Source organism: Methanohalophilus sp., assembly GCF_030156785.1.
Classification (GTDB): Archaea; Halobacteriota; Methanosarcinia; order Methanosarcinales; family Methanosarcinaceae; genus Methanohalophilus.
This window is the reverse complement of sequence record NZ_JASGLW010000010.1, coordinates 1-12,688: the sequence shown is the minus strand read 5'-3', so window position 1 is coordinate 12,688 and position 12,688 is coordinate 1. Positions and strand designations below refer to the sequence as shown.

The window sequence follows — 12,688 nt, the reverse complement described above, 5'->3', positions numbered from 1 at the left end:
AGTATCAAGGCTACAGTTTTACATGATAAAGCCCATACTCTATATTATGACAGCACAATTTCCTATAACTGATGAACATATTCACATTGATCCCCGCGCAAAGGGGCTAAGAGCAGTTCGTGAATTCAAGAATGCAGGTGGAACACACATGATTGTTGTCTCCAAACCCAGCTGGACATTGGGTGTAAATGTATCAACGGCTGAAGATTACAGGATTGTGTTTGACGAAACCGTGGAAATTGTAAAGCAGATTAATGAGATGGGTGTAGGTGCGTATTCTGTGCTTGGAGTTCATCCCGCAGAAATCTCAAAACTAACCGAACGTATGAGTTTGGAGGAAGCTTCTTCTCTTATGAAAGCAGGTCTTGATATAGCTGCAGGTTATGTGGAGAAAGGACTTGCTGTAGGACTTAAGAGCGGCCGGCCGCATTATCCAGTTTCTGACGAAATATGGAAAGCATCCAATGAAATCATGTCTCATGCATTTGATCTTGGAAAAGACTTAGGTTGTGTGGTTCAAATACATACTGAAAGTGTGGGTGAACCGGAACTTCGGGATATAGCTTCCATTGCAAAAAAATCAGGATTCCCTCTGGGTAAAGTCGTTAAGCACTATGCTCCTCCACTTGTAGATGTTTGTGAAAAAATTGGTTTATTTCCGGGAGTACTTGCCGGCAAAGGTGCGATTGAGAAAGCTCTTTTGCAGGGAAGTCGTTTCATGATGGAAACTGACTATATTGATGATCCAAAAAGACCGGGTGCAGTCCTTGGTCCAAAAACGATTCCCCGCAGAACCTTGAAGCTTGTTGAGGATTTTGGTGACGATATTTTTTGGAAAGTCCACAAGGAAAATGTTGAAGAGGTTTATGAGGTAGAGATAAATCTTTAAAACCTGTTAACCTCCAATTACTGAGATTGTTTCAAAAATATAATACTACTTCTCCTAATTACAGTTTGAGGTTAGAGAAGAGGATTTTCACATAGCCTAGATTTGGGCTTTTTTATAATAATTTTTTGTATTAGATTCAGAATGTTATGTATATAATTGTTCATCATTTTATCAGTGTAAAATATTGTATACTGATGCAAATACTGGTTTGTGATCGAAATCTGTCTGCTGCAATAAGGCTGGATCTGAAAAGCCTTCTGTAACGAAACTTATAAATATAGTGTGTTCAATCATACATTGATGTACAAAAATGAACATTGATATCAAATTGTGGTTATTATGAAGCAATATTTACAGAAAATTACGAACAATGAATCTCTTTCAGAGGATGAGGCATACAGGGCAATGCAGTACATTTTTACTGAAGCTTCAGATGCCCAAATCGGGGCATTCCTTGCAGCATTGAATGTCAAGGATATAACTGCAGAAGAACTCACAGGATTTGCAAAGGCAATGCTTGGTAATGCAAATGTTATCCACCCTGAGGTAAACGGCCATCTTGTGGACACATGTGGAAGTGGCGGAGACAGGCACAATACAATTAATATTTCCACGGCTGCTGCCATAGTAACAGCAGCTGCCGGTATTCCGGTTGCTAAACACGGCAATCGTTCTGCCACTTCTCTTTCAGGTAGTGCAGATGTGCTTGAAGCGTTGGGTGTGAAAATTGATTGCAGTCCCGAAGATGTTTGCTCAACAATAGAAAGTATAGATATTGGCTTCATGTTTGCTCCGATGTTTCATCCTGCGATGAAAAGGGTTGCAGGTGTGCGCAAAGAACTGGGAATAAAAACCGTCTTCAATCTTTTGGGTCCGATTGTAAACCCCACTGAAGCTCCAGCTCAGATAATAGGTGTATACGACAGGAAATACTGTCGTCCCATGGCAGAAGCATTGAAAAGGCTGGGTAAAAAACATGTCCTTGTTGTTAACGGGGACGGAATGGATGAAATTTCAACCCTATCCGAAACATGTGTCGTTGAACTAAAAGACGATATTGTATCCTCGTATATTATGACTCCTGAAGATCTTGGTCTTCCGAGGGCATCTGCTATTGAAATCGTTGGTGGGACTCCTGAAGAAAATGCAGCTGATATAATGCGTATCTTGAAGGGTGAAAAGGGACCTAAAAGAGATATTGTAGTTGCAAATGCTGCTGCCTCGATTTACATTGGCAGAACTGACATCTCCATGCGTGAAGCTGTATCAATTGCTGAAGAAGTCATTGATAGTGGAAAAGCACTGGAAAAGCTTGAGCAACTGGTTAAACTTACGAACAGGGGGGCATAAGCTATATGGACCCTGAAGTCAGGGTTAAAATATGTGGCATGCGAAATGCCGAAGATGTTGAGATTGCAGTAGCCTGTGGTGCGGACTCAGTGGGATTTATAACCGAGGTTCCGGTAAATACGCCTCGAAACCTCAATATTTTGAAGGTTTCTGAACTCATAGGATTGGTCCCGGAATCAATATAGTCCGTAATTGTGATGATGCCATCCTCAATTGAACATGCATTAAACATGATAGAAACTGCAATGCCGGATTGCGTTCAGGTACATTCTTCTTTGGAAGCATCAACACTTCGTAGCATTAGGAATCAATCAGATGTCCAGTTACATCAGGTATTTTCACTTCCGGAAAAGGCAAACATAGAACATGCAAGGGAAATTGTAGATAAGGCGAATTTGCTTATTGATGCAGATCTTGTTGATGGAATCGTCCTAGACACTGGTTCTATAAATGGCGGGGGTAGTGGCAAAGTACATGATTGGAACATAAGCCAGGAAATAGTCAACAAATTGGATTTGCCTGTGATAATTGCAGGCGGGCTGACTCCAGAAAATGTTGCTTCCTGTGTGAAGCAAATAGTCCCTTATGGCGTAGATGTATCTTCTGGTGTCGAAAAAGATGGACGGAAAGACAAAACGCTTGTATGTGAATTTATTGAAAATGCAAGGTGTAACAGTTTATGATGAATTTTGATATTACTAAGGAAGAATTTATAGACCTTGTCGGGAAACGCTCCGGATCCTGTATGGTCCTGCTCATGGCAGATGTCCCTGCAAATTGCACTCCTCTCCAGCTTTACACTCTGATACATGACAAACCATTTAGTTATCTTCTTGAATCTGTGGAAAAGGAAAGCAGGCATGCACGCTTTTCTTTTATCGGTGCAAACCCTGAATTTGTACTTTCAGTTTCCGGGAAGACAGTATCAGTTGAATATCTACATATGGATAGTTTTGTGAAAACATCCGTTGAAGGGCTAAAGGAAGTGTGTGAAATCCATAATGAAACAAAAAAAGGGTTTATGGGAGTTATCAAAAAAGGATTTAATCCACTTGATGCAATTCGCTCTTCTTTTATAACTTCAAAAAACGTCCCTCTTTTGAATGAGAAAGATTTTGGAAAGCAGACTTTCCTAGGCGGGGCAATTGGGTATCTTGGTTATGATCTGATTTATGAATGCCTGCTTGATCAATCCATGCCATTTGATTCGGAAATACCCGATGCTCGGCTGATGTTCTGTCAGGAGACGTTCCTTTTTGATCACATGGAAGACAAGATCTATCTTGTTTTTTCTCCTTTCATTGCTACTGAAGATAATCCTGCTGAAATATACGATAGCATCATGAAAAGAGCTGCAGAGATGCAGGATCTTCTTGCTAAGGCTTCAGAATCCCAGTTGCAACCTGCGAATCAGGATACAAAACCTGTACCGAAATTGATTGGCTGCAGCATGGATCAGAAAGAATTTGAAGCTGCTGTGCGCAAGTCAAAGGAGCATGTGTTTGACGGAGATATATTTCAGGTTGTAATATCCCGTAAATGTGAAGTTTCATCTGCAGATTCGTCTTTCCAGCTTTACAGGAAGCTCAGGGAGATCAACCCCAGCCCATACATGTACCTGCTTGATCTTGATGAGATGAGTATAATAGGTGCAAGTCCGGAAACTCTTATGAGTATCTATAAGAGGCAGATTTCCACAAACCCCATTGCAGGAACATGTAAGAGGGGGAAAAATGAAGAAGAAGATCTCTTCTTTGCTTTTGCTATGTTAAATGACGAAAAAGAAAAAGCTGAACACATCATGCTTGTAGATCTTTCACGAAATGATGTGAGACGGGTATCAAAGGGCGGAACCGTGAAAGTAGAAGATTTTATGAAAGTTGTCCGTTATTCTCATGTCCAGCACATCGAAAGTACTGTTATTGGCGATCTGCGGCCAGAATGTGATCAGTTTGATGCAGTTGTTTCCTTGATGCCTGCGGGAACCCTTTCCGGTGCTCCAAAAATCCGGGCTATGGAAATAATTCGTGACATTGAGGGTGCAGCAAGGGGTGCTTATGGTGGAGGTGTAGGGTATTTTTCCTGGAACGGTGATCTTGATTTTGCAATTACCATAAGAACAATTGTGAAGCAGGGAAATATTCTTAGCATACAGGCAGGTGCTGGAATCGTTGCAGATTCCGATCCCGCTTCAGAGTACAGGGAAACCGAGAGCAAAATGGCAGCTATGCTTGGAGCAGTGGGTGTTAAATGATGGAAATTAATGTGGTTTTTATCGATAATCGTGATTCATTCGTCTGGAATCTTGTGGATGCTTTTTCTGTATTTAGTGTGGAAACCCATGTGGTCCCAAATACAATTAGAGTTGATGAGATAAAATCCCTTTCACCTGATGCGATAGTTGTGTCTCCAGGTCCCGGAAGACCTGACAACGCCAGAGATATAGGCAGTTGCATTGAAATTATCAGGGAGTTTGCACCCACGATTTCGATTTTGGGCGTTTGTCTTGGGCATCAGGCCATAAATGAAGCATTTGGGGGTCATACTTCCAGAGCACAATGTGGTCCTATTCACGGGAAAACATCTGAAGTTTACCATCAGGGCTCTGCATTATTTGATGGTATACCCAGTCCTTTTGCAGGAGGGAGATATCATTCCCTTGAGATTTCTGAGCTTGCCCCCTCACTGAAGGTTATTGCGGAAACAAAAGATGGTACAATCATGGCGGTAAAACACAAAGATTACCTTACATTCGGTATTCAGTTCCATCCGGAATCGGTTCTCATGGAAGAAGGTTTGAAAATCATCGGAAATTTTATCACAATTGCCCAATCAGAGCACAATCCTTAAAATTGTTGTTGAATTACTTCCTGAATATGTTCATAGCTCTCACAGGCACCCCGGGTACTGGTAAAACATCAGTTGCCGATATTCTCGAAAATAACTATGGTTACTGTGTGGTTCATCTTAACGATGTTATAAAAAATGAGCACCTTTTTGACGAAGTGGATGAGGATCGGGATTGTGTGCTTGCAGAAATGAATCAGATTGCCAACTATCTGGATGAGCATTTTTCAGACAAAGACGATAAAATTATTATATTGGACAGTCATCTTTCCCATCATTTTGCACAACAGTGCATTGTTTTAAGGACTGCACCTGCTGATCTAAGGGCACGTTTGGCTTCCCGCGGGTATAAAGATCGCAAAGTCGAAGAAAATGTGGATGCAGAGTGTCTTGATGTTATTCTGGTTGAAGCAGTTGAGATGTGTGAAAGTGTATTTGAGGTTGAAACTACATGCAGGGATGCAATTGATGTATCTAAAGACATTCATGAGATTATAACTGCACTTTCTTCAGGTATATCTCCAGATTCACGATTTTTGCCGGGCTCATTTAACTGGATTGATGAAATTCCCTGAATCAGTTTTATGCTATCTTTCTAGATCACATACGTAACTCTAAAAGATTTCTTTATATCCAACATTAACCTTTTAAAATTTAGGGGGATTAATAGAGTTTTTACCCGCATCCAAAAGTCGGGTTTATCCGGCTAGATCCGACTTTGGAAGGGGACTGTTTCTCACACTTGTACTAAATTTGATTATGCGTCACTACGTGAAATGTTACGGAGTCTTTGGACTCCATTAATTTCATCGAGAACGTCAGCAACGGCATCCGGAACCAGTTTTCTCCATTCTTCTCCTTCAAGCATAAGTTTACGGATCTCTGTTCCTGAGTATTTCTGGCGATGGAACATTGGCGGAGTCCGTGTTTCAATTCCTGCTTCTTCAAAAAGTTGGAGAATAAGGGGATTATTGGAATAAACTACATCAAATGGTGGTGTTCTTGCAGTAACGTATGATACCCACACAGAGTTTTGCTGGATATCATCAATTGGAACTGCATAATGAAGTATGTCGGTATCCTCAAGGGAATGCCGAATCATCATTATGCGCTCACCTGCAGTAAACGGATCCGCAACTTCGTGGCTTTTTTGGGCGCTTCCTATTCCAATAATAAGCTCATCAAATTCTTTTTCTATATTATTGATGACGGAATAATGACCATTGTGGAATGGCTGGAACCGCCCTATATAGAATGCCCTTTTTAATTGCATAATCTCATCTGATGCCGCATCCGTTAAAGGAGAATTTTTCGCATACTTCAAGATAGTGTCCGGAATTGTTATTGTGTTTCATTGTGGCAAGTTTCTGAATAAGATCCATTCCGGGTTTCGGATCTTCAATAATCTCAAATTCATCCTTCACTAAATCGAAGTATTTTTCTCCTACGTCAGTACGTATCATCACACTGTTCCAACCGTCAGGGGTACCAACAGATCCAATGGAGATATCTGCAGACACCGCCGTATAATCACAGCAATGGTGGCAGGGATTCCTTGCATGTGGAGCTACCTCTGCGATTTTCACACTGTGCTCTTCACCATCTCTGGTGTATGCCCAGAATTTACCTTTCCCAAAGTCAAACTTAACGACGTCTTCTGCCTTAAGGCCCATTATTTCCGGAATTATTTTTTCGGTAAATGTGTCATGGTAAAAACTTTCCATGCAAAGCAGTCCAAGAATGAGGACTATCTTATCATTGACATTTTCCGAAATCAGGCGAGCACCATGTGCCTGGCATGGAACACCGACAATTGCGATTTTATCGTATTTCTTAAACGGTTCCCGGAGGCTTGAGAGCACAGAATCATAAGTGTACTTTGTTCCTTTTGCTCTCAGGAAATCATCACCATTGGTGAATACCTCAACTTCAGTTTCCCATTTATCATTTCGGCTAATGGATGCCACGCAGTCAATTTCGCCTTTGTTAAACAACGAACGGACTATGGCAGTAGTAACTCCACCATCCTGTCCTTGGATGTCGCTTTTGGCTCCGAAGAATCTTTTTACGTTTGCAAATTCATCTTCCACATATCCGTCAATGACAGGGCAGATACGACTACATGTAAGGCAATCTTCACAAACATTTGGAGCTGCACCAAAGGAATACAGGTCCAGATTATCTGGATCCCGGATTTCCGCCTTTTTTCCCATGGTGATGGCCCCGGCAGGGCATGATGAAACACATGCCCCACAGGCAGTGCAGACGTCGTATTCAATGACTTCTGCAATTTTTGGATGAACCATCAGTTTCCTCCGATGATTTCCTTTCCGATGAGTTTTATTGCTTTTTCTTTGTTAGGTCCGATTGGTGATCCTGCAACTATCTGAGTAACTCCAATGTCCATCAATTCATCAATCCTTGCTTTACAGTCTGCAGGAGTACCACAGATTGAGAATGCATTAATCATATCTTCGGTAACAAGGTCTCCCATAAGTGCTCCGAAGTCACCTTTAGCAATTGCGCTGCCTATATCAGCTTTTGCTGCAACATCGATTCCATGACGTTCAAGAACCATGTCCGGTGACCCTGCAACGATGAATGCTACTACAACTTTTGCTGCACTTACAGCTTTTGCTGCATCCTTATCTATAGAGAAGCAAGCGTATGCTGCGACATCAACCTCAGAGGGGTCCCTGCCGGCTTTCTTTGCACCAGCTGCAATCTTGTCAACAGCTACTTCGAAGTCTTTAGGGTGAGATGCGTTGATGAGTACGCCGTCTGCAATTTCACCTGCGAGTTCAAGCATTTTTGGACCCTGTGCACCCATATAGATAGGTATATCTCCAGTCTTGAATGCCATCTTGGCACCGCCAAATTTGATCATACTGCCATCCATCTCGACTTTCTTACCTGCAAAGAAAGCTCTGAGGGCTTCGATTGTTTCCTTGGTGGTGGTAAGAGGTTTGTCCCAAGATATTCCCATTGCATCAAAGGTTGCCTTGTCACCTGGGCCAATTCCGAGAATTGCACGACCGCCGGAAATCTCGTTAACAGAGCCAATGCTTGAAGCTGTAATAGCAGCATTACGGGTGTAAGGGTTTGTGACACCAGTACCAAGTTTGATGGTGTTGGTGTTCATTGCAAGGAAAGCAAGGGTTGTGTAAACATCACGATTGTTGTAGTGGTCGGTAATCCACACGTTGTCAAATCCCTGCTGTTCTGCAAGCTTTGCATAGTGAGCGATTTTAAGAACCGGATCGCTCGGTACAAATTCAATTCCAAAAGTCATATGAGTCACTCCTACTTATCAGTGATTAACGTTATTGAAGGAAGACATACATATATTAAAACCTTATTGGTTTTGTGCCGTAGTGTCCGTTTTGGAGTTGCTTTCAAATCGTGCTGTCCCTCGACATTATAAGAAAATTAGTTGTGTAGATGGGCATACCGATATCAATAAATATAGTTTTATCCAATCTTTATTTTGTAAATAAACTACAGGAGGAAGTCAATGGGAGTATCAGAAGTAGGTCAAAAATTCAGGTGTAATATATGTGGTAACGAAGTTGAGGTCACCGAAGTGGGCGGGGGTACACTCGTTTGTTGTGGTGAAGAAATGGAATTGGTTGAAGAATAAATTTTTCATATATTTTTAAAATAACCAGGTGATCAGCAATGAAATGTCACGAATGCGAAAAGGAGGGTAAACACTCTGATACCGTGGGTATTTGCATAATCTGCGGAAGAGGTGTATGTAACGATCACCTTGTAAGGGAACAAGTTCCGGTCTGGGAAGGGGAGTATCAAATAAGGCTCAAATGTATGGGAGATGAATGCGAACTTAAGGATATGCAGCCACTTCTCAAAATAGTCTGTAAGCCATGCCATGAGGCTCTCAAAGATAACATCTGAGGTGATCTCCAATGATGAAATGTTATGATTGTGCAGAACAGGGAAAGGAAGTTGAGGCTTCCGCGGTCTGCATTGTATGTGGTAAAGGGCTTTGTGTCGATCATTTTAAGGAAGTTAAATTACCGGTGTCAGTGGGGAAACCTCCTGAGCTAAAACGCTTGCATAAAGGACTTCCGCATTTCATGTGTGACTATTGCTTTGACACCATGGTTGAAGACTCATTCGACTAAAAGTATTATGGAGGTTTTGAAGAAAATGAATGAACACGAAGAGGTTGTAAAAAACATTGGGGACAAGATGGGTTTCACACCACAAATACTTGAAACTCTTAAGGATATCGATCCGTATTTTGTGAAGAAATACAACCGGTGCAATGAGAAAATTCTCACTGACGGAGCAATTCCTGCAAAGTACAAGATATTAATGGCCCTCGCTGTGGTTGCTTCAAAACAATGTGAATCATGTACGATATCTCAGATGAAAAGTGCACTGAATAACGGTGCTACAAAAGAAGAGATTATGGAAACCATGGAAGTAATTTCCATTACATCCGGAGCCCCTGCAGTGGCTGCTTGCAGGGATGCACTAAAGCTCCTGAAAGACTGAACCATTTTAAGAAAGCGGGAAATTCATTAAACCGGATTTCCCTTTACATTTTCCGGATTTTCTCTATCTTTGAATATTTGTAACTGTAGAGTGGAAGCTATTATCCTTGCTACTTGCATTTGCTATATATCGATAAAATTTAAGTACTTTTTAGACATGCCATTAAATCTCTGATCTAATAAGAGTTCCAGATTTTAAATTATGGAACAAAATACGATCATCCCCTTGTGAATTCTTGTGTTGAGTAAATACTAAAAGGAAATTATCCTTTTTGCAATAATAAAAGTTAGAATTGGAGGAAGTGGTTTTCTAAAGAGTCTGTTTTTTGGATTTTATACACATTTGTGTAGAATGAAATACCAAATAGTTTTATCATTCAACTTTTGCGCAACTCCTTACAATTCTGGAGGCAGAATATAGCTTGTCCATAACCTCCTTCCGGTTTTTTCCTGTTTCTAATATTGACAAAAACGGCTCATCTTGATATGCAACATGACCCTTTTTTGGGATGTCAGCAAGTTTCATACTGTTTGACAGTTTCTCAATATTTTCTCCACTTTGCAGGGGTTGACCGTCAACATAAACAATGGCTTTTGCTGCAAATTTGTTTTCAGCAATTATCTCTGGGAGAATGCCTTCAAAAGCTTTTTCGTGTGCTTCAAAGATATTCATTCCAGTTGCCATTTCAACACTATCAAGACTTCCTTGGAATCTGGCATTTATTTCCAGAACAATCGGACCGTCTTCAGTAATCAGGAAATCCACACCATTTGAACCTACAAGACCAAAATGCGTGCAGAGTTTTTCTGAAATTGCCATCATTTCATCTTTGTAGCTGGTCTCAAAGGGCGTGATATTACCACAGTATGCAAACGGCACTCTGGTAAGCCACGGGATTCCAATGAGCTGCTCGTTTACGGCGATTGCAACCGCTTCCTTGCCGGTTGAAATGACTGAGACGCTTGCAGGAGTCCCGGTCACAAATTCCTGAAGAATCATGTTTTTCCTTGAAAGGCCGGGATTGCAATTCGCAACTTCTTCAAGTGCGTCATTAATTTCGCTTTCAGAGTGAACAATCCGGTTGAAAACACCTCCTCCTCCACATTTTGGTTTCAGGATCATTTTTTTTCTGATTTCAGGATGAGAATCCATATCCCATGTTTCAGGATGCGGTATTCCTGTTTTGTATAATTCATCAGCAAATTGCTTCTTATCAGAAACCCTTGACATTGATTCAATGCTATTGTTCAGAACAGGAATCTCAAAAAATCTCCTTTCAAATGTCTCAAAACCTGAGCCAAGAATCACATAATCAAAGTCAGTATTAAAAGATTTGATTATACCTGCTATTTTGTCAGTATCCGGATTGCGTACATCTTCCTCATCAATCTTGCAACAATCCACTGTCAGTTTCTGTAGATCCTGATCACAAAAAGCATCAATTGCAAACACTTCATAGCCTGCCCGATGGGCTGAGCTTACAATATTGCGGCTGCTGTAACCAATGACAAGAATTTTTTCCATACATAATCTTCCCTTTTTATGGCAGAGGGATAATACCAACTTCTGTTTTGAGTATGGGAATCTCGATTCCCTCCTGATCAGAAAGAAAATAGGGCTTTTTGATTGTGATTGTCTGGTAAGTTTTCGGATCAAGGATCATCGCAGTATCATTTTCTAATGCAACAAGGACTGCTTTAACAGCATCTTTTTCGTTCCCAAGATACTTTGCATCACTGATTTCGTCATGTTTCATGAGAACCCTGTCACCGGTTGTCAGATCAATTCCTTTGACCATTTTTTCCGAGATCTTGATCTGGATATTTCTTCCGTTGAGATCTATCACATCACCTTTTTTGTATTGTGGAAGACGCAGTGAAAAAGTGACCCTGTAGATGTTTTTCCCGTCCTTCATTCCAAAAAGTGTAGGTGATTCGGTAAAGCTTCCTCCCATTTCTGAGATTATGGCCTTACATATATTACGTGTGGCGTGAGTTGAACCGATATAAAAATCGCTACCTTCCTTGAGATCCAGTGAGTTCGAGAGAAAAGCGAGTTTATCCCCTTTCTTTTGAAGACGATTCAGATTTGAATAAATAATACTTTCGCATTTTTTCTTTTCTTCATCGGTAACTTTTCTTCCGGCAGCTCTTAGCTGGAGGATTCCCTCAAAATACCCTGCTGAAATACGGCTACATATATCGCATGCATTACGTTCGATACGGACTTCCGTTTCTACTTCATCTTCAACAGGCAATCCGTCAATGTCTGCACTAATGTAAAATTTTATGCGGTATATATAAGGGCTGACTTTCCTTGGCTCAACGTCCAGTTCAATATTTTGAGCCATTTCATGGATGAAAAGTTCACTTTCGGCTTTTTCAATTGCAGTATCCTCAACCTGTTTTCCGTCTATCCATCGGCCACGCTCAAGGATGGCATTACATTTAGAGCAGACGGTGATATGCATGACTGGAGCTATTTGTGCAAGTGTAAATATCTTGAAGAAACATTCCTCGCACACGTTATTATATAAAGTATCAGCGTTTTTCCCGCATTTGGGACAAATTAATTCGTGCATTGGTGTAAAAGAGTATGTGGTTAGATATTAGTCTTTTGTGTGGAAGCTTTATTTGCCATTCTAATATTAGTTGATGAATTTTATCATCTAATGAATAATATGTATGTTTCATAATTAGGTTGTTTCAAAATATAAATGCAGCATCTCCTAATTATAGTTGAAGAATATTGAATAGAATTATAGAAGCTCTAGAGATTCAGCTTACCAGAAAAGTAAAGCTATTAATTGAAACGATTTGTGTAGACAGTAGCTTTATTGAAAATAAAAAGTGACATTAAACAGCTTACAATGGACGGAAGAAAAAAGGCAAAAAAGTTCATGCCTGCGTTACCTGTGAAGTTTTTTCACTAAGCATTAGCATTTCTGCTAAAAATATAAGAAGAAGTGTTATGAAACAGTTTTAGAGATTTCTGATTAACTCCTCTTCTCACCCAAACTAAACAACAATATTTATATCTAATCAAGATAAATTTAGTTATATGAGTACTTTCATTAATTTC

General features: G+C 40.5%; 16 protein-coding genes. 11 read left to right on the top strand and 5 right to left on the bottom strand.

The features are described 5' to 3' along the window. Positions 1–46 precede the first annotated feature (46 nt). From PWQ49_RS06535 to PWQ49_RS06505, 7 genes are all read left to right on the top strand, one after another. Positions 47–889 carry a TatD family hydrolase gene (locus PWQ49_RS06535; protein WP_300609180.1) on the top strand — a complete coding sequence of 281 codons (843 nt, stop codon included), beginning with the start codon at positions 47–49 and terminating at the stop codon, positions 887–889. Between the two features lie 339 nt (positions 890–1,228). Then, a complete protein-coding gene (trpD, locus tag PWQ49_RS06530; protein WP_300609178.1) occupies positions 1,229–2,239 on the top strand; it encodes an anthranilate phosphoribosyltransferase in 1,011 nt (336 codons plus the stop codon). 5 nt (positions 2,240–2,244) lie between these two features. Further along, positions 2,245–2,424 (top strand): hypothetical protein, encoded by a 180-nt coding sequence (locus PWQ49_RS06525; protein WP_300609176.1) that lies wholly within the window; start codon positions 2,245–2,247, stop codon positions 2,422–2,424. A gap of 12 nt (positions 2,425–2,436) precedes the next feature. After that, entirely contained in the window at positions 2,437–2,922 is a 486-nt protein-coding gene (locus tag PWQ49_RS06520) for a phosphoribosylanthranilate isomerase (RefSeq protein ID WP_300609298.1), read from the top strand. Continuing rightward, positions 2,919–4,493 carry an anthranilate synthase component I gene (gene trpE / locus PWQ49_RS06515; protein WP_300609174.1) on the top strand — a complete coding sequence of 525 codons (1,575 nt, stop codon included), beginning with the start codon at positions 2,919–2,921 and terminating at the stop codon, positions 4,491–4,493. The genes PWQ49_RS06520 and trpE overlap by 4 nt, the downstream gene beginning before the upstream one ends. Then, on the top strand, positions 4,490–5,089 hold the full coding sequence (locus PWQ49_RS06510; RefSeq protein WP_363321826.1) for an aminodeoxychorismate/anthranilate synthase component II: 600 nt from the start codon (positions 4,490–4,492) through the stop codon (positions 5,087–5,089). Before trpE ends, PWQ49_RS06510 begins: the two co-directional genes overlap by 4 nt. Before the next feature lie 26 nt (positions 5,090–5,115). Beyond that, complete coding sequence (locus tag PWQ49_RS06505; protein WP_300609172.1) at positions 5,116–5,661, top strand: adenylate kinase family protein; 546 nt, start codon at positions 5,116–5,118, stop codon at positions 5,659–5,661. A gap of 182 nt (positions 5,662–5,843) precedes the next feature. Here PWQ49_RS06505 and PWQ49_RS06500 read toward each other — a convergent pair whose 3' ends face one another. The 3 genes from PWQ49_RS06500 to mer are packed head-to-tail and all read right to left on the bottom strand — an operon-like array spanning position 5,844 to position 8,378. Further along, positions 5,844–6,359: a nicotinamide-nucleotide adenylyltransferase gene (locus PWQ49_RS06500; protein WP_300609170.1), complete on the bottom strand. Its 516-nt coding sequence runs from the start codon at positions 6,357–6,359 to the stop codon at positions 5,844–5,846. 4 nt (positions 6,360–6,363) lie between these two features. Further along, positions 6,364–7,392 (bottom strand): F420H2 dehydrogenase subunit FpoF, encoded by a 1,029-nt coding sequence (fpoF, locus tag PWQ49_RS06495; protein WP_300609168.1) that lies wholly within the window; start codon positions 7,390–7,392, stop codon positions 6,364–6,366. Further along, the gene (gene mer / locus PWQ49_RS06490; protein WP_300609166.1) at positions 7,392–8,378 is read right to left on the bottom strand and encodes a 5,10-methylenetetrahydromethanopterin reductase; all 987 of its coding nucleotides are present in this window, start codon (positions 8,376–8,378) and stop codon (positions 7,392–7,394) included. The genes fpoF and mer overlap by 1 nt, the downstream gene beginning before the upstream one ends. A gap of 222 nt (positions 8,379–8,600) precedes the next feature. Here mer and PWQ49_RS06485 point away from each other — a divergent pair, with 222 nt between their 5' ends. Genes PWQ49_RS06485 through PWQ49_RS06470 form a run of 4 tightly spaced genes read left to right on the top strand, consistent with a single transcriptional unit; the run spans position 8,601 to position 9,607 of the window. Further along, complete coding sequence (locus PWQ49_RS06485) at positions 8,601–8,726, top strand: desulfoferrodoxin FeS4 iron-binding domain-containing protein (RefSeq protein ID WP_300609164.1); 126 nt, start codon at positions 8,601–8,603, stop codon at positions 8,724–8,726. A gap of 38 nt (positions 8,727–8,764) precedes the next feature. Next, entirely contained in the window at positions 8,765–9,001 is a 237-nt protein-coding gene (locus PWQ49_RS06480; RefSeq protein ID WP_300609162.1) for a DUF2180 family protein, read from the top strand. 11 nt (positions 9,002–9,012) lie between these two features. After that, the gene (locus PWQ49_RS06475) at positions 9,013–9,231 is read left to right on the top strand and encodes a DUF2180 family protein (protein WP_300609160.1); all 219 of its coding nucleotides are present in this window, start codon (positions 9,013–9,015) and stop codon (positions 9,229–9,231) included. A gap of 25 nt (positions 9,232–9,256) precedes the next feature. Then, positions 9,257–9,607, top strand: a complete 351-nt coding sequence (locus PWQ49_RS06470; RefSeq protein ID WP_300609158.1) for a carboxymuconolactone decarboxylase family protein — start codon at positions 9,257–9,259, stop codon at positions 9,605–9,607. A 372-nt stretch (positions 9,608–9,979) separates the two neighbouring features. Here PWQ49_RS06470 and PWQ49_RS06465 read toward each other — a convergent pair whose 3' ends face one another. Both PWQ49_RS06465 and PWQ49_RS06460 read right to left on the bottom strand, forming a co-directional pair. After that, positions 9,980–11,131: an ATP-grasp domain-containing protein gene (locus PWQ49_RS06465; protein ID WP_300609156.1), complete on the bottom strand. Its 1,152-nt coding sequence runs from the start codon at positions 11,129–11,131 to the stop codon at positions 9,980–9,982. Positions 11,132–11,147: 16 nt separating this feature from the next. Beyond that, complete coding sequence (locus PWQ49_RS06460; protein ID WP_300609154.1) at positions 11,148–12,188, bottom strand: 60S ribosomal export protein NMD3; 1,041 nt, start codon at positions 12,186–12,188, stop codon at positions 11,148–11,150. Positions 12,189–12,688 lie beyond the last annotated feature (500 nt).